Here is a 16,773-nt window from a genome sequence, read left to right as displayed (position 1 = left end):
GATTGCCATCCGGGTTTCTTTTCACTTTCGGAATGATGAAAGTTTTGACAGAAAGGAGCTAGGTCATTTAGTTTATCTTTTAATATTTGCTCCAACTAATAGTTGGAGTTTATACATAAAGTGAACCTTGTTCGCATCAGTCGTGGTATTAGAAGGTAAAATAAATGGAGATGGTATGTTAGCACAGATTATTGTAGACGTCCCTTTGATGCAGACAGATCAAGCTTATTCCTATCGCGTTCCAGCTGAGTTGGAAGAGGGGCTCAAGGTTGGCGTGCGTGTCCATGTACCCTTTGGTAAGGGAAATCGGCTGATTCAAGGGATTGTGGTTGACTTGATTGATGAAGATGATAAAAATAAGGTACAAGACTTGAAAGAGCTTGCCGAGGTTTTGGATTATAGTCCTGTTCTCAATCAAGAGCAATTTTGGTTGGCGGACCAGATGAGGAAGTCGGTCTTCTCCTATAAAATTACTCTCTTAAAATCCATGTTGCCCAGCTTGCTCAATTCGACCTATGACAAATTGCTCCGTCCAGGGCTTGGTTTGGAAATGGCAGAGCAGCTTAGTCTGTTTGGTGATAAGGAGCAGATTCGTTTTTCTGACTTGGACGTGACAGAGCAAGGGAAAATCATGCGTCTGGCCCAGTCAGGAAAAATCTTGGTAGACTATGTGGCCAAGGATAAGAAGCAAATCAAGACGGAAAAATGGTACCGAGTTTGTCTGGAGAAATTACGAGAAGCAGACATTAGCAATCGGGCTAAAAAACGGCAGCAGTTAAGAGAATTTCTTCTGGAACATTCTGAAGACCAGCTCCTTTCAAACCTAAAATCGGACTATTCAGCTGATACGCTCCGCTATTTCCAAGAAAAAGGCTATATAGAAGTCTGGGAAGAGGAAGTGTCGCGGACTCAGGGTGTTTTTGATAAGGTGGAAAAAACACAGGCCTTGGATTTGAATCCAGAGCAGGCGATTGCGGTTCGTGAGATTGTGGCCTCTATCGGTCAGGAAAGTCAGACATTTCTACTGCAAGGAGTGACTGGTTCTGGGAAGACGGAAGTCTATCTCCAGGTCATTGATCGGGTCTTGAAGATGGGGAAAACGGCTATTATGCTAGTACCTGAGATTTCCTTGACCCCTCAGATGACCAATCGTTTTATTTCTCGTTTTGGCCAGCAGGTGGCGATTCTTCACTCGGGTCTGTCTGATGGAGAGAAGTATGACGAGTGGAGAAAGATTGAGGCTGGAAATGCCCAGGTGGTTGTCGGGGCTCGATCAGCTATCTTCGCTCCTTTGACAAATTTGGGTGTTATCATTATTGATGAGGAGCATGAGGCGACCTACAAGCAGGACAGCAATCCACGCTACCATGCGCGTGATGTGGCGAAGTTGCGGGCAGACTATAATCGAGCGACCCTGGTCTTGGGGTCTGCTACGCCGAGTCTTGAAACACGGGCTCGGGCTAGTCGAGGAGTCTATGGAAGACTGACTCTTAATCAGAGGGCCAATCCCTTGGCTCGTATTCCAGAAGTGGAAGTTGTGGATTTCCGTGATTATATCGGTCAGCAGGAGGCTAGTAATTTTACCCCTGTTCTGATTGATAAGATTAGAGAAAAGCTGGCTCGTAAGGAACAGGTCGTTCTTATGTTGAATCGGCGTGGTTATTCTTCTTTTGTCATGTGTCGTGATTGTGGGAGTGTTGACCAGTGTCCCAACTGTGATATTTCCCTGACGCTCCACATGGACACAAAAACGATGAATTGCCACTATTGTGGTTTTCAAAAGGGGATTCCTCAGACCTGTCCAAACTGCCAAAGTCGTTCTATTCGTTATTATGGGACGGGTACGCAAAAGGCCTACGATGAATTGCAGGAGCTCTTGCCAGAAGCTAGAATTTTGCGTATGGATGTGGATACTACCAAGAAAAAAGGTGCTCATGAGGACTTGCTCGAACGGTTTGGTCGAGGCGAAGCGGATATTCTTCTGGGAACCCAGATGATTGCCAAGGGCTTGGATTTTCCAAATGTGACGCTGGTTGGGGTGCTCAATGCTGATACGGCCCTCAATTTGCCTGATTTTCGGTCTTCTGAGCGGACCTTCCAGTTGCTAACTCAGGTAGCAGGTCGGGCTGGTCGAGCTGATAAGGAAGGGGAGGTCCTGATTCAGACCTACAACCCTAATCATTATGCCATTGTTTTTGCCAAAGAGCAGGATTATGAAGGTTTCTATCGTTATGAGATGGGCATTCGGAAAAATCTTGGCTATCCACCTTACTATTTTACGGTTGGTCTAACCTTTTCGCACAAGTCAGAAGAATTTGTCGTGAAAAAAGCCTATGAAACTGTAGCCTTTCTCCGTCAACACTTAACAGATGCAATTCAAATCTTGGGACCGACGCCCAAGCCCATTGCCAGAACCCATAATCTCTACCACTACCAGATTATCTTGAAATACCGGCATGAAGACCGTTTGGAAGAAGTCTTGAACCAGATTTTGGATTGGACACAGGAGAGAGAAAATCAAGATTTGCGGCTGATTATTGACAATGAACCGCAGAATATGATGTGAGGTCACTATTGACCTTGCATTTTTTTGTTTTAAGAACCTTTGATTAAGGAAAAAATAAGCAAAAATGATATAATTAGGGGATAGTATAATTGATATGAATCAGAAAATGAAAAGGAGATGAGAACACGAATATGACAAAGTTGATTTTTATGGGAACGCCAGCGTTTTCAGCGACGGTCTTAAGAGGGCTCTTAGCTGATGGAAATTATAACATAATGGCAGTTGTAACCCAGCCAGACCGAGCTGTTGGACGAAAAAAAGTCATCCAAATGACACCTGTGAAAGAAGTAGCCTTGGAATACAATTTACCAGTCTTTCAACCAGAGAAGCTATCTGGAAGCCAAGAAATGGACGAGCTGATGAATTTAGGAGCAGATGGGATTGTGACGGCAGCTTTTGGGCAATTCCTACCAACCAAATTATTGAACTCAGTTGATTTTGCAGTCAATGTTCACGCTTCTCTTCTTCCTAAATACCGTGGCGGTGCTCCTATCCATTACGCTTTGATTAACGGTGATGAACGTGCCGGCGTAACCATCATGGAAATGGTCAAGGAAATGGATGCCGGCGACATGATTTCCAGCGATAGCATTGCTATTGAAGAAAGCGACAATGTCGGTACCTTGTTTGAAAAGTTGGCTGTTGTTGGTCGGGATTTATTATTACAAACCTTACCAGCCTATATTGCTGGTGACTTGAAACCAGTCGCTCAAAATCCAGAACGGGTAACCTTCTCACCGAATATCCAGCCAGAAGAAGAAGTACTGGATTGGAATAAGACAGCTCGTCAACTCTTCAATCACATTCGTGGTATGTATCCGTGGCCCGTTGCCCACACCTATTGGCAAGGGGAACGGTTTAAAATTCAAGAAGCTGTAGAAGCAGAAGGTGAAGGACCAGTTGGTCGGGTTATTGCTCGAAGCAAGAAAGAATTGATCATTGCGACAGGTCAGGGAGCCCTTTCTCTGAAAACTGTCCAGCCAGCTGGTAAGCCAAAGATGACCATTGCAGACTTTTTAAATGGTGCAGGTCGAGATATTGCAGTAGGAGATCAATTTGGTGATCAATAAACATGAAACAGCAAGAAGTCTAGCCTTATCTGTATTGGAACAAGTCTTTGATCAAGGTGCTTACTCGAACATCGCTCTCAATAAGGCCCTAGAATCTTCTCGTTTATCAGCACAGGACAAGGGCTTGGCGACCGAGTTGGTTTATGGGACGGTTTCTCGTAAAATTACCCTAGAGTGGTATTTGGCACATTTTATCGAAGATAGAGAAAAGTTGGACACTTGGGTCTACTATCTCCTCATGTTGAGCCTCTACCAGTTGGTATATTTGGACAAATTGCCTCCCCACGCAGTTGTCAATGAGGCAGTTAATATTGCCAAGCGAAAGCCTGGAACTGACAAATTTGTCAATGCTATTTTGCGTAAGCTTAGTCAGGATTCGTTGCCGAAACCAGCAGATATTAAAAGAAAGAACAAACGTCTATCTGTTCAGTATTCTGTGCCAGTTTGGTTGGTCCAAACCCTGATTGCAGAATATGGTGATGAACGTGCAGAGAAGATTTTCCAAAGCTTACATGATCGGAATAAGGCCAGCGTACGCGTGACAGATGGTCAACAAGTGGAGCGATTGGCAGAGGAGCTAGGCGCCCAACGCTCGCAGTTATCACCAGTTGGGTTGGTTAAATCTCATGGACACTTTGCGGGGACAGATTATTTCAAGGAAGGGCTTATCACTATTCAAGACGAGACCAGTCAATTGGTAGCTCCGACTTTGGATATTCAAGGAGATGAAATCATCTTGGATGCCTGTGCAGCTCCGGGTGGAAAGACCTGCCATATGGCAAGCTATCTTACGGATGGAAAAGTTTATGCGTTGGATTTATATGATCATAAACTAAACCTGATTAAAGAAAACGCACTTCGTTTAGGTCTAGAAGATAAGATTGAGACCAAACGTCTGGACGCCAGTCGTGTTCATGAAACATTTGGCCCTGATACCTTTGATAAGATATTGGTAGACGCTCCTTGTTCAGGTATTGGACTCATCCGCCGTAAGCCAGATATTCGTTATAACAAGGTATCGATGGACTTTGATTCTCTAAAGAATATCCAGTTGCAGATACTGGACAGTGTTTGCCAAAGCTTGAAAATTGGTGGTATAATAACCTATAGCACATGTACGATTATTGCTAAGGAAAACCAAGAGGTTATTCAAGAATTTCTGCAAAACCATCCCAATTTTGAGCAGGTGACACTAGAACACCCTCAAACAGATATTATGGTGGATGGCTGCTTGTTGATAACCCCTGAACAGTATAAGACAGATGGATTTTTCATCGGTCAACTTAGACGAAAATCCTAGAATAAGAGGAGGAAGTTGCTTAGCAACGATAAAAATTATGGAAATTGCATTACTTACTGATGTAGGACAGAAACGTTCGAACAACCAAGACTATATCAATCGCTACAAAAACCGTGCAGGGATTGATTTGGTCGTGTTAGCTGATGGAATGGGTGGTCACCGTGCCGGCCATATTGCCAGTGAAATGGCAGCAACAGATTTGGGAGCTGCTTGGGTTGATACTCAATTAGTGACCTTAAATGATGTCCGTGAATGGATGGTTGCAATCATTGACGCTGAAAACCAAAAGATTCATGAACTTGGACAGACAGAAGAATACAAGGGGATGGGAACAACTCTTGAAGCAGTTGTTGTCATCGACAACCAAATGATCTATGCCCATGTCGGAGATTCACGAGTTGGATTGATTAGAGATGGCGAATATACACGTCTAACCAACGACCATTCGCTGGTAGGTGCCCTTGTTCGAGCTGGTCAGCTCACAGAAGAAGAAGCACAGCGTCATCCTCAAAAAAATATTGTAACGCAGTCCATCGGACAAGCCGAACCAATTGAACCAGACATTGCTTTGAAAACTCTTGAAGTTGGAGATTACGTCCTTATTAACAGCGATGGCTTAACCAATATGGTACCAACCGAGGACATTCGTGATATTGTATTGAGTGATGTTTCGATTGAAAGCAAGGTAGAAACACTTGTACGTTTTGCCAATAATGCAGGCGGTCTAGATAATATTACAGTAGGTTTGCTTCACATTACGGAGGAGGCTAGGTAATGATTCAAATCGGTAAGATCTTTGCCGGTCGGTATCGAATCGTTCGGCAAATTGGTCGAGGCGGTATGGCAGATGTTTACCTAGCAAGAGATTTGATTTTAGATGGAGAAGAGGTTGCTGTTAAAGTTCTTCGGACCAACTATCAGACAGATCAAATTGCTATCCAGCGTTTTCAACGTGAAGCGCGTGCCATGGCAGAACTTGACCATCCCAATATCGTTCGTATTTCGGACATCGGCGAAGAAGATGGTCAACAGTATCTGGCTATGGAATATGTCAATGGCCTCGATTTAAAACGTTATATAAAAGAAAATGCACCACTCTCCAACGATGTTGCGGTGCGAATTATGGGACAGATTCTCCTCGCTATGCGAATGGCGCACACGAGAGGAATTGTCCATCGAGATTTGAAACCTCAGAACGTCCTTTTGACTTCCAATGGAGTCGCTAAAGTAACAGACTTTGGTATTGCAGTTGCCTTCGCTGAAACGAGTTTGACACAAACCAACTCCATGTTGGGTTCTGTTCACTATCTTTCACCTGAGCAAGCGCGTGGTTCGAAAGCGACCATTCAAAGTGACATTTATGCGATGGGAATCATCCTTTTTGAAATGTTGACGGGTCGCATTCCCTATGATGGAGACAGTGCTGTGACCATTGCACTACAGCATTTCCAAAAACCTCTCCCATCTGTTAGAGAAGAGAATGCCAACGTACCTCAGGCTTTAGAAAATGTTGTACTAAAAGCAACGGCTAAAAAATTAAACGAGCGCTATAAGTCGGTTGCAGAAATGTATGCAGATTTAGCTTCGGCCCTATCCATGGATCGTCGGAATGAACCTAGGGTTGAACTAGAAGGGAACAAGGTTGATACAAAAACCTTGCCGAAACTCTCCCAAGCCAATGTTGAAACGAAAGTACCGCATACAAACAGTTCTGCCCAAACTTCTGCGACGGATAAGGGGGCTGGTAAGAAAGAAGTGGCGAAGTCGGGAAATAAGCCTGTTTCAAAACCAAGGTCAGGTATGCGTACACGCTACAAAGTCTTGATAGGGGCTATTTTGTTAACAGTCATAGCGGCTGGACTCATATTTTTCAACACTCCACGAACAGTTACCGTTCCTGATGTATCTGGTCAAACCGTTGAAAAAGCTACAGAAATGATTGAAGTGGCAGGATTGGAAGTTGGAAACATCACAGAAGAAGCGACAGCGACTGTAGATGAAGGCTTGGTAATACGGACCTCTCCGGCTGCAAAGACGACCAGACGTCAAGGAAGTAAGATTGATATTGTAGTAGCAACGGCTGCGATGGTATCTATTCCAGATGTGACAGATAAGGATTCTGATACTGCACGGCAGGAATTGGAGGCTCTTGGTTTCCAAGTGACAATAAAAGAAGAATATAGCGAAAAAGTTGCCCAAGGTCTCGTTATCAAAACAGATCCAGGAGCAAATAGTTCTGCTGAGAAGGGGGTAAAAATTACCCTTTACGTTTCCAAAGGAGTAGCGCCACAAGTTGTTCCAAACGTTGTTGGAAAAACTCAGGAGAATGCTACTCAAATTCTTCAGGCAGCAGGCTTCAGTATTGGAACTATCACTCAGGAATATAGCTCATCTGTTACTGCGGGTCAGGTTATCAGTACAGATCCCGTTGCCAATACAGAGTTGACAAAAGGTTCTATCATCAATCTAGTTGTTTCAAAAGGAAAAGAATTGATTATGCCTGATTTAACATCTGGCAATTACACTTACTCACAGGCACGTAGTCAATTACAAGCACTGGGTGTCAATGCGGAAAGTATTGAAAAACAAGAAGATAGAAGCTATTATTCAACGACAAGTGACATCGTCATTGGACAATATCCTGCTGCTGGCGCAACAATTGATGGAACAGTTACCTTGTATGTCTCCGTTGCATCAACCGGCACCAGTAGCGATTCCTCAACAGGAAGTTCCACTAGCACAAGTACTTCAACAGATAGCGGACAATAAAGATGAATAAGGTTGGGCAGATGCCGAACCTTTTTCTCTTGATTAGAGAGCGTAGCTTGTGAGCGGTCCCCTATGCCAAAATTGTTTCCTTCTGTCCATCAAGGGTGATGGGCTAGAGTGATTTGTATAGTTTATAGCCATGTTTAGTTTATTTTGCTTGCCTTGTTAATTTACTTTGCCGTACCCAAGTACAGCCTGCATCTCGTTGCTTTGAACTAATATTTCCTACTTTGGATGGAGTTCTTTTACTTATTTTTTGTTACAATAGTATAGAAAGGATGGAGAAGATGCGGAAAGTTCAATTTTTTCTACTAATAGAAAGTATGATTTTTACGATGGCAGCCTTTGATGTGGTAGCCAATGAGGCCAGTCGGACCCTGCTACTTTTCTCTGCCTTATTACTCATCATTTGGTACTTCCTAGGAAGAAAAGTCAACAGTGTTTTACTGGTCAGCTCCTTATCTCTATTATTTTTGGTCTTTGTTTTAAATCCCTTCTTCATTATTGGGATTATGCTACTAGTCGTCTACATGCTGATTAATTTCTTTTCACGTTATGAAAAGAGAAACCAATATACCCACATTGTTTTTAGTGACTATTCTCTACAGGTTCAAAAAGAGAAAAATAGATGGTTTGGTAACCACGATCACTCTCAAGATAGGTTTGGTTTTGAAGATATTAACATTGTACGCTTGTTTGGCAATGATGTAGTTGATTTGGATAAGACTGTATTAGTTGGCAGAGATAATATTGTTGTAATTCGTAAAACGTTTGGACGGACAAAAATTATTGTTCCAATTGATGTTGAGGTTGCACTGTCAGCAACTAGTATCTATGGACGAGTAAGTTTCCTGGGTGAATCATACTGGGATTTGCGGAATGAAAGTATAGCGGTCAATAGTCCCGATTATCAAGAATCACACAAACGTGTAAAAGTCGTTACCAACAATATACTGGGAGATGTGGAGGTGGTTCGCGTATGAGAAAACGTACCTACCTACTCCTCGCCTGGTTTGCCTGTCTTATTGTTTTTGTGGTGATTGCTTCCACCCTCCCACTTTTAAATTATTCATTGCTAGATGTTACGCTCTGGATTTCAACGGAGCAGCTCGTGTTTACTCTCATTCTACTAGTTATTGTTTTAACTCTTTTTCTAGCTGTAATGGTACAAACTGTCAGCCTAGCCTCCACCCAGGTTATGCGGACGAAGTTACAAGCTATCTTGAAGAATAAAAGCATTCGAACAGACACCGAAAGTGATCAACTCTTGCTCCAGTTGTCTGATAAGGTCAGAAACCTCACACGTCAGGTGCAGCTGGTTGACAATCAAGATTTAGTCAAGAAAGAAGAGATTGTTGAGGGAGAACGGAAACGGATTGCCAGGGATTTGCATGATACGGTTAGTCAAGAGTTATTTGCAACGAGCATGATTTTGTCAGGATTATCGTCCAATCTATCCACTCTTCCGCAGGAAACCTTGCAGGAACAGCTGATGCTCGTGAAAGACATGATTGAGTCTGCCCAAAGAGACCTACGCATCCTATTATTACATCTACGCCCAAGTGAACTTGAAAGTAAAACCTTGGTTGAAGGATTTGAGCTGATTTTGCGTGAAGTTAGCGACAAAAGTAATGTTATCGTTCATTTCCAACATGAAGTAGAGGAGCTACCGAAACTAATTGAAGAACATCTCTTCCGCATTGCGCAAGAAATTATCAGTAATACCTTGCGACATGCCAAGGCCAAGCATTTGGATGTTTACCTCTTGCAGAAGGAAACAGAACTGCAGTTGAAAATGACAGACGATGGTATCGGCTTCCAACAAGGTGCAGATGATGAATTAAGTTATGGTCTTCAAAACATACGTGAGCGGGTTGAAGACATGGCTGGAACGATAAAAATTCGCACAGCCCCAAATAAGGGAGTGGCGATTGATATTCGTATCCCACTATTGAAAGGAAAAGAAGATGAATACGATTCGAGTGATGCTGGTTGACGACCATGAGATGGTTCGTCTAGGATTGAAAAGTTACTTAAATTTACAGCCAGATGTTGAAGTAGTTGCAGAAGCTAGTGATGGCGAGGAAGGTTTGGCTAAAGCATTAGAGGTTAAACCCGATGTTGTAGTGATGGACTTGGTTATGCCCAAGATGACTGGCGTAGAAGCAACCCTGGCCTTGCTGAAGGAATGGCCGCAAGCGCAGATTGTCATCCTGACCTCCTACCTAGATAATGAAAAAATCTATCCTGTGCTGGAAGCAGGAGCTCGTGGCTATATGTTGAAAACGTCAAGTGCTGACGAAATCTTAGCAGCCATCCGCAAGGTAGCTCTTGGAGAATATGCTATTGAGACAGAAGTAGAGAAAAAAGTAGAGCACCATAAACGCCACCCAGATTTACATGATGACTTGACAGCTCGTGAACGTGAAATCTTGACGCTGTTAGCCAAGGGATATGATAATCAACGAATTGCAGATGAGTCCTTTATTTCCTTAAAAACTGTTAAAACCCATGTTTCCAATATCTTATCCAAACTAGCTGTGAGCGATCGTACTCAAGCAGTTGTTTATGCTTTCCAGCATGGTTTGGTGGCGCAAGAGGACCAATAGTGGTATAATGAAAATTAGTTAATTTTCAACCAAAGGATAGTGGAATTATATGGATGCAAAACTCAGATATAAGGCAAAAAAAATAAAAATAGTCTTTTTTGACATTGACGACACGCTACGTGTGAAGAATACAGGCTACATTCCTGAATCAATTCAGCAGGTTTTCAAATCACTGAAAGAAAAGGGAATTTTGACAGGAATTGCGTCAGGACGAACGCCTTATGGTTTGGTACCAGAAATCAAGGCCTTAAGGCCAGACTTTTTCGCTATGATTAACGGCTCCTACGTAGAAGATGCCAAAGGTCAGGTAGTGTACCATCAGCCAATGCCCCAAAATTTAGTAGAATCTGTATTAAATTGGGCTAAAGAAATTGGAATCGAATATGGTATGCTTGGTAGTCAAAAAGGGACACTTTCTGCACGAACTGACCGCATTAGTCAAGTAATTGACTTGATTTATGAAGGTTTGGAAACAAACCCAACTTTTTATAAAGAAAATGACATCTATCAATTGTTAACTTTTGAGAAAGATGGTCACGAAGTAGAACTTCCAGAAGAGTTGCAAGCGGAATTGCGTAGTGTTCGCTGGGATGCTATTTCATCGGACATTGTGCTAAAAGGCTCTTCCAAAGCAACTGGTGTTGCTAAAGTTGTTGAAAAACTAGGCCTGAAACCTGAAAATGTCCTAGTGTTCGGAGATGGACTCAACGATATTGAGTTATTCGATTATGCAGGAATTAGTATCGCTATGGGGCATTCACATCCAGAACTGCAAAAGCATGCAGATTATATCACAAAAAAAGTAGAAGAAGATGGCATTTTTGATGCCTTGGAGAAATTAGGTATGGTAGAAAAAGAAAAATATTTCCCGCAATTAGATTTGGAAAATGTTACAGGGCCAGTTGCGCATATCAAGACTAACCACGGTAAGTTAACAGTAAAACTCTTCCCTGAAATTGCACCCAAAACGGTAGCAAATTTCGTAGCTCTTTCTAAAGATGGCTATTATGACGGAATTATCTTCCATCGTATTATCAAAGACTTTATGATTCAAGGTGGCGATCCAACCGGAACAGGCATGGGTGGTGAATCTATTTATGGTACTGCGTTTGAAGATGAATTTTCAATGGAAGCTTTTAATCTCAGAGGAGCCTTGTCAATGGCCAATGCAGGACCAAATACAAATGGAAGCCAATTCTTTATCGTTCAAAACCAAAACTTCCCATACAATGCGAAAGAATTAGAACGAGGCGGTTGGCCTAAAGAAGTTGCAGAAGCCTATGTCAAAAATGGCGGGACACCACATCTAGACCAACGCCACACAGTGTTTGGTCATCTAGTTGATGAAGAATCCTTCGTCGTCTTGGATGCTATCGCAGCGGTTGCAACAGATTCAGCAGATCGCCCACATGAAGATGTTGTAATTGAGACCATCGAAATAGAGGATTAAGATGAAAATCGGAGATAAACTCAAGGGGACGGTAACGGGCATTCAGCCGTATGGAGCCTTTGTACAATTAGAGAATGGGACGACGGGCCTAATCCATATCTCGGAAATCAAAACAGGCTTTGTTGATAATATTTATGATCATTTAAAATTGGGGCAAGAGGTTTTGGTACAGGTAGTTGACTTTGATGAATATACTGAAAAGGCTAGTTTATCAATCCGGACCTTAGAAGAAGAACAACAAAAAATTCCGCGTCATCATCGTTTTACAAATGAACGAAATAAAATTGGTTTTTCCCCTTTAGCAAAACAACTTCCGAAATGGATTGAGGAAGCTAAAGGCTATCTCAAAGAACACAAAGAAAAGAAGGTATAGGATGCATTCCTAACCTTCTTTCTTTTTAATCATTGAACTCGTAAAGAGCTGTTGACAAGTAACGTTCTCCGTTATCAGGCAAGATTGCCAACACTTTTTTTCCAGTTCCCAACTCCTTAGCGACTTCGATAGCAGCGTGAATTGCTGCACCTGAAGAAATACCAACTAAGAATCCTTCTTTTCCACCGATAGCACGACCTGTAGCTAAGGCATCATCGGATTTGACACGAATAATGCCATCATAGGCGCGAGTGTCCAAAGTATCTGGAATAAAACCTGCCGAAATACCTTGGATCTTGTGCGGACCAGGTGCTTCACCAGATAAGACAGCTGATTCATCAGCTTCGACAGCATAGATAGCGATATCTGGATTTGCTGTCTTCAAAACATGCGAAACACCTGAAACGGTACCACCAGTACCAACGCCAGATACAAAGGCATCTAAACCAGTTGTTCCAAAGTCTTCCAAAATTTCCTGTCCTGTTGTATCTTCGTGAACTTTTGGATTGGATGGATTAGCAAACTGGAAAGGAACCCAGCCATTTTTTTCTTCAGCAATCTCTTTTGCTTTGGCGATAGCCCCCTTCATCCCTTCGCTACCAGGAGTCAAGACAAGTTCAGCTCCATAAGCTTGGATAATCTTACGACGCTCAACACTCATGGTTTCAGGCATGACGATAATCACCTTATAACCTTTTGCTGCTCCAACCCAAGCAAGACCGATACCAGTGTTACCACTTGTTGGCTCAACAATAGTATCTCCAGGTTTGATGGTACCAGCCTTTTCAGCATCTTCAATCATAGCCAAGGCGATACGGTCTTTTACAGAAGAACCTGGGTTGAAAGCTTCCAATTTGACATAGACCTCAGCAGCTCCTTCAGGTACAATATTGTTAAGTTTGATAATCGGTGTTTTTCCAACTAATTGAGTAATGTTTTGATAAATAGCCATATGGCACCTCCAAATAATGTTATTATACATTATATAGTAGAAAGTCAAAAAAGGATAATATAAAAAAACTATCTCGCCGATAGCTTTTTTTAATAGACAGGTACCTCAACGATTCGAGAGTTAGCTTTTTCCGCGAATACTTTTCCGTGGTAAAAGTCAGTAAGACTTGCTAATGTTTGTTCAAGGAATTCTTTATCGACAAAAATCATGGTTGAAACTTCAGTAGTAAACTGGGTATCAAATTCTTCCAGACCTTGCTCAGCTCGCCAATTGGCAAACTCTTGGTATTGGGCGTAGGACATACTAATGGAAATACCTTCCTGCTCCTTGACTTCCACAACACCGATCTCCTTGACTGCATTAGCCACTGCTCCAGCGTAAGCACGAATAAGTCCGCCTGCCCCTAGTTTGATACCTCCAAAATAGCGGGTAACCACTGTTGCGACATTGGTCAGTTCGTGATTTTCTAAAACCGTCAGCATTGGCACACCAGCAGTACCAGACGGCTCCCCATCATCTGAGGAACGCTTGATTTCCATATTTTCTCCAAGGACAAAAGCAGAGCAGTTATGAGTAGCCTTGTAATGTTCTTTCTTGATCTTGTTGATAAAGTCGCGAGCTTCCTCCTCGCTGGTCACTCGTTTCATAAAGCAGATAAATCGTGACTTTTTAATTTCTTCCTCAACAATCCCATCTTCTCTAATTGTTTTAAATTCTTTCATAACCAAATTGTACTAATTTTTTTTAAAACTGACAAGAAATTCCGAATAAATAAGCGATGAAAGAATTAGAAAATTATTATGGAAGATTATTTACCAAATACCAATTGACAGCAAAAGAAAGAGAAATAGCAGAAAAAGTGCCAAGTATTACAAAAAAGAATAACTGCTTTCGCTGTGGAACAACTTTTGAAGAAGAAAACAAATTGCCAAACGATGCTTATTACTGTCGAGCCTGCTTGCTTCTAGGCAGAGTGCGGTCGGACGAAAAACTCTATCATTTTCCTCAGAAAGATTTTCCAATCACTAAGTGTTTAAAGTGGAAAGGTCAACTAACTGATTGGCAACAAAGAATTTCAGATGGACTAGTTGCAAACATGGAAAATAATCGTGCAACATTGGTTCATGCAGTAACAGGAGCAGGTAAGACAGAAATGATTTACCACACCGTTGCCTCTGTGATTGATAAAGGCGGAGCGGTTTGCCTAGCCAGTCCTCGAATCGATGTTTGTATCGAACTCTATAAACGTCTGCAAAATGACTTTTCAGTTCCAATTAGTTTACTACATGGAGAGTCTGAACCCTATTTCCGAACTCCATTAGTTGTAGCAACCACACATCAGTTATTAAAATTTTATCAGGCCTTTGATTTGGTTTTGATTGATGAAGTAGATGCCTTTCCCTATGCGGATAATCCCATGCTCTATAGAGCAGCAGACAATGCGGTCAAGGAAGCCGGTGTTCAAGTTTTTCTGACGGCGACTTCAACAGATGAGTTGGATAAAAAAGTCAGAACGGGCAAATTAAGCCGTCTTAGTTTGCCAAGGCGCTTTCATGGCAATCCGCTTGTTGTCCCGCAAAAAGTCTGGTTTAGTAAATTCGATGATACCCTAAAGAAAAATAGACTAGTCCCAAAGTTGAAAAAAGCGATTGAAGAACAGAGAAAGTCGGGCTTTCCCTTACTCATTTTTGTCCCAGAAATCTCCAAAGGTCAAGAATTTACCAAGATAATGAAAAAAACATTCCCAGAAGAAACAATTGGCTTTGTATCCAGTCAAACAGAAAATCGCCTTGAAATCGTTGAGGGGTTTCGCAAGAGAGAAATCACAGTCTTAATCTCGACTACTATTCTTGAACGTGGGGTAACCTTCCCATGTGTAGACGTCTTTGTTGTTCAAGCCAATCATTACCTCTACACAGCGTCAAGTCTTGTTCAGATTGCGGGCCGGGTCGGCAGGAGTATGGAACGTCCGACTGGGTTACTCCAGTTTTATCATGAAGGAAGTACAGGAGCCATTGAAAAGGCAATCGCTGAAATTAAACAGATGAACAAGGAGGCTGGCTATGTCTAATTGTCTATTGTGCGGTCAAGCTATGAAAAATAAAACAAGATTTTCAGATCTCATCTTCTTTAGTAAAGAAAAATCGGGCACCTGTGAAGAATGTTTTTTGACTTTTGAGGAAATAGCAGAGCAACACTGTCCACATTGTTATAAAAATGGAGAATCGGAAAGTTGCAAGGATTGTCAATACTGGCAGAATCAAGGGAAACTAGTTGTCCACACAGCTTTGTATCAATATAATCAAGCGATGGCACATTATTTTAGTCGCTACAAATTTCAAGGAGACTATGTTTTAAGAAACATTTTTGCTAAAAAGCTTAGAATAGCGTTACGTCAATTTCCTGACTACACAATTGTTCCCATACCAATTAGTCAAAAACGACTATCAGAACGTGGGTTTAATCAAGTGGAAGGACTTTTGGATGCTACAAATATTCCCTATCAGTCCCTTCTTGGAAAGTATGAAAGCCAAAAACAATCGTCTAAAAATCGAGCAGAGAGACTAGAAGCAAAACAGATGTTCTATCTATTAGATGAAAAAGAAGTGCCAGAAAAAATATTATTATTTGACGATATATACACAACAGGAGCCACAATCCAACTTGCTGTAGAACTTTTCATGAAAATCGGTAGGAAAGAAATCAAAACATTTTCACTAACACGATAAGAAAACGGTTGCAATATTCCTATAATGTGGTATAATAATAGTGAAGAAAGGCGAAAGCCAAGAAAGAGGTACTAATATGATTAAATTCAGTATTCGTGGAGAAAACCTTGAAGTTACAGATGCACTTCGCACCTATGTAGAAGAGAAAGTGGCTAAGATTGAGAAATATTTCAATGAAGAACAAGAGTTGAATGCTAAAGTAAATCTAAAAGTTTACCGTGACAAGCGCGCAAAAGTAGAAGTAACAATTCCAGTTGGAGCAGTTACACTTCGCGCAGAAGATATTTCACAAGAAATGTATGGCTCTATCGATCTTGTAGTAGATAAGATTGAACGCCAAATTCGTCGTAACAAAACCAAGATTGAACGAAAACATCGTCAAAAAGTGGCAACTGGTCAAGTCTTTACAGATGAACTTGTTGAGCAAACAGGTGAGGAAGTAAAAGTGGTTCGTACTAAGCAAGTAGACTTGAAACCAATGGATATGGAAGAAGCAGTCCTCCAATTGGAGTTGCTCGGACATGATTTCTTTATCTATACAGATGCCAATGACGGTACAACAAATGTATTGTATAGACGTGAAGATGGAGATTTGGGTCTTCTAGAGGTACGTCAATAAAGATAATAAAACAGTTGTAGTTTTTGCAGCTGTTTTATTATTTTCAAAAAAACCGGTTGACAATGTGTATAAGTCGTGATAGAATAATTGAGTTGTCTCTTGAGGGGCTAGTCAGTAGCGGAACGAAAAAAAGTTTCGAAAAAGTGTTGACAAGTCCATCAGAAGATGATAGAATAATTGAGTTGTCTCTTGAGGAATTGTTTAACAGTGAAACGAAAAAAAGTTTCAAAAAAGTGTTGACAAAGTTTCTAAGAAATGATAAACTAAGATAGTTGTCGCGAGAGCGCGATAACGAACAAGACCTTTGAAAATTAAAGAAGACGAACCAAACGTGCA

Annotated in this window: 15 protein-coding genes; 13 read left to right on the top strand and 2 right to left on the bottom strand. The window is 41.6% G+C overall.

The window, feature by feature from the left end; all coding sequences use genetic code 11:
- Positions 1 to 175: 175 nt before the first annotated feature.
- From ODU46_RS09500 to ODU46_RS09455, 10 genes are all read left to right on the top strand, one after another.
- Positions 176 to 2,566 (top strand): primosomal protein N', encoded by a 2,391-nt coding sequence (locus tag ODU46_RS09500; protein ID WP_398579549.1) that lies wholly within the window; start codon positions 176 to 178, stop codon positions 2,564 to 2,566.
- 131 nt (positions 2,567 to 2,697) lie between these two features.
- Positions 2,698 to 3,636, top strand: a complete 939-nt coding sequence (fmt, locus tag ODU46_RS09495) for a methionyl-tRNA formyltransferase (RefSeq protein WP_109371171.1) — start codon at positions 2,698 to 2,700, stop codon at positions 3,634 to 3,636.
- On the top strand, positions 3,623 to 4,936 hold the full coding sequence (gene rsmB, locus ODU46_RS09490) for a 16S rRNA (cytosine(967)-C(5))-methyltransferase RsmB (RefSeq protein WP_398579548.1): 1,314 nt from the start codon (positions 3,623 to 3,625) through the stop codon (positions 4,934 to 4,936). Before fmt ends, rsmB begins: the two co-directional genes overlap by 14 nt.
- Positions 4,937 to 4,973: 37 nt before the next feature.
- Positions 4,974 to 5,711, top strand: a complete 738-nt coding sequence (locus tag ODU46_RS09485; RefSeq protein WP_004194145.1) for a Stp1/IreP family PP2C-type Ser/Thr phosphatase — start codon at positions 4,974 to 4,976, stop codon at positions 5,709 to 5,711.
- On the top strand, positions 5,711 to 7,705 hold the full coding sequence (pknB, locus tag ODU46_RS09480; RefSeq protein WP_398579547.1) for a Stk1 family PASTA domain-containing Ser/Thr kinase: 1,995 nt from the start codon (positions 5,711 to 5,713) through the stop codon (positions 7,703 to 7,705). Before ODU46_RS09485 ends, pknB begins: the two co-directional genes overlap by 1 nt.
- Before the next feature lie 323 nt (positions 7,706 to 8,028).
- Entirely contained in the window at positions 8,029 to 8,688 is a 660-nt protein-coding gene (gene liaF, locus ODU46_RS09475; protein WP_226317727.1) for a cell wall-active antibiotics response protein LiaF, read from the top strand.
- A complete protein-coding gene (locus ODU46_RS09470; RefSeq protein ID WP_398579546.1) occupies positions 8,685 to 9,701 on the top strand; it encodes a sensor histidine kinase in 1,017 nt (338 codons plus the stop codon). Before liaF ends, ODU46_RS09470 begins: the two co-directional genes overlap by 4 nt.
- Positions 9,673 to 10,314, top strand: coding sequence for a response regulator transcription factor (locus tag ODU46_RS09465; RefSeq protein WP_002937025.1), 642 nt, complete (start codon positions 9,673 to 9,675; stop codon positions 10,312 to 10,314). Before ODU46_RS09470 ends, ODU46_RS09465 begins: the two co-directional genes overlap by 29 nt.
- Positions 10,315 to 10,363: 49 nt before the next feature.
- Positions 10,364 to 11,764, top strand: a complete 1,401-nt coding sequence (locus ODU46_RS09460; RefSeq protein ID WP_398579545.1) for a bifunctional Cof-type HAD-IIB family hydrolase/peptidylprolyl isomerase — start codon at positions 10,364 to 10,366, stop codon at positions 11,762 to 11,764.
- A 1-nt stretch (position 11,765) separates the two neighbouring features.
- On the top strand, positions 11,766 to 12,137 hold the full coding sequence (locus ODU46_RS09455; protein ID WP_002937017.1) for a S1 RNA-binding domain-containing protein: 372 nt from the start codon (positions 11,766 to 11,768) through the stop codon (positions 12,135 to 12,137).
- 25 nt (positions 12,138 to 12,162) lie between these two features.
- Here the strand turns inward: ODU46_RS09455 and cysK are convergent, their stop codons facing one another.
- Together cysK and ODU46_RS09445 are read right to left on the bottom strand one after the other, a co-directional pair.
- Positions 12,163 to 13,089 (bottom strand): cysteine synthase A, encoded by a 927-nt coding sequence (gene cysK, locus ODU46_RS09450; RefSeq protein ID WP_029172049.1) that lies wholly within the window; start codon positions 13,087 to 13,089, stop codon positions 12,163 to 12,165.
- A gap of 89 nt (positions 13,090 to 13,178) precedes the next feature.
- Positions 13,179 to 13,811 (bottom strand): YigZ family protein, encoded by a 633-nt coding sequence (locus ODU46_RS09445; protein WP_161947046.1) that lies wholly within the window; start codon positions 13,809 to 13,811, stop codon positions 13,179 to 13,181.
- 56 nt (positions 13,812 to 13,867) lie between these two features.
- Between ODU46_RS09445 and ODU46_RS09440 the strand changes: the two genes are divergently transcribed.
- From ODU46_RS09440 to hpf, 3 genes are all read left to right on the top strand, one after another.
- The gene (locus ODU46_RS09440) at positions 13,868 to 15,160 is read left to right on the top strand and encodes a DEAD/DEAH box helicase (protein ID WP_114866240.1); all 1,293 of its coding nucleotides are present in this window, start codon (positions 13,868 to 13,870) and stop codon (positions 15,158 to 15,160) included.
- Complete coding sequence (locus ODU46_RS09435) at positions 15,153 to 15,818, top strand: ComF family protein (RefSeq protein WP_170241508.1); 666 nt, start codon at positions 15,153 to 15,155, stop codon at positions 15,816 to 15,818. Before ODU46_RS09440 ends, ODU46_RS09435 begins: the two co-directional genes overlap by 8 nt.
- Before the next feature lie 76 nt (positions 15,819 to 15,894).
- Complete coding sequence (hpf, locus tag ODU46_RS09430; RefSeq protein WP_014637536.1) at positions 15,895 to 16,437, top strand: ribosome hibernation-promoting factor, HPF/YfiA family; 543 nt, start codon at positions 15,895 to 15,897, stop codon at positions 16,435 to 16,437.
- Positions 16,438 to 16,773 lie beyond the last annotated feature (336 nt).

This window comes from Streptococcus sp. 2020WUSS089, from assembly GCF_044427405.1.
Lineage (GTDB): Bacteria > Bacillota > Bacilli > Lactobacillales > Streptococcaceae > Streptococcus > Streptococcus hashimotonensis.
The sequence above is the reverse complement of the archived record's forward strand: the minus strand, read 5'-3'. Positions and strand labels throughout refer to the sequence as shown.

Excerpts from the sequence above, each read along its gene's own strand:
- ODU46_RS09435 (WP_170241508.1), top strand. The coding sequence starts at position 15,153 with ATGTCTAATTGTCTATTGTGCGGTCAAGCTATGAAAAATAAAACAAGA.
- ODU46_RS09455 (WP_002937017.1), top strand. The coding sequence starts at position 11,766 with ATGAAAATCGGAGATAAACTCAAGGGGACGGTAACGGGCATTCAGCCG.
- ODU46_RS09460 (WP_398579545.1), top strand. The coding sequence starts at position 10,364 with ATGGATGCAAAACTCAGATATAAGGCAAAAAAAATAAAAATAGTCTTT.
- cysK (WP_029172049.1), bottom strand. The coding sequence starts at position 13,089 with ATGGCTATTTATCAAAACATTACTCAATTAGTTGGAAAAACACCGATT.
- hpf (WP_014637536.1), top strand. The coding sequence starts at position 15,895 with ATGATTAAATTCAGTATTCGTGGAGAAAACCTTGAAGTTACAGATGCA.
- ODU46_RS09485 (WP_004194145.1), top strand. The coding sequence starts at position 4,974 with ATGGAAATTGCATTACTTACTGATGTAGGACAGAAACGTTCGAACAAC.
- pknB (WP_398579547.1), top strand. The coding sequence starts at position 5,711 with ATGATTCAAATCGGTAAGATCTTTGCCGGTCGGTATCGAATCGTTCGG.
- ODU46_RS09465 (WP_002937025.1), top strand. The coding sequence starts at position 9,673 with ATGAATACGATTCGAGTGATGCTGGTTGACGACCATGAGATGGTTCGT.
- ODU46_RS09440 (WP_114866240.1), top strand. The coding sequence starts at position 13,868 with ATGAAAGAATTAGAAAATTATTATGGAAGATTATTTACCAAATACCAA.
- ODU46_RS09445 (WP_161947046.1), bottom strand. The coding sequence starts at position 13,811 with ATGAAAGAATTTAAAACAATTAGAGAAGATGGGATTGTTGAGGAAGAA.
- ODU46_RS09470 (WP_398579546.1), top strand. The coding sequence starts at position 8,685 with ATGAGAAAACGTACCTACCTACTCCTCGCCTGGTTTGCCTGTCTTATT.
- ODU46_RS09500 (WP_398579549.1), top strand. The coding sequence starts at position 176 with ATGTTAGCACAGATTATTGTAGACGTCCCTTTGATGCAGACAGATCAA.
- fmt (WP_109371171.1), top strand. The coding sequence starts at position 2,698 with ATGACAAAGTTGATTTTTATGGGAACGCCAGCGTTTTCAGCGACGGTC.
- liaF (WP_226317727.1), top strand. The coding sequence starts at position 8,029 with ATGATTTTTACGATGGCAGCCTTTGATGTGGTAGCCAATGAGGCCAGT.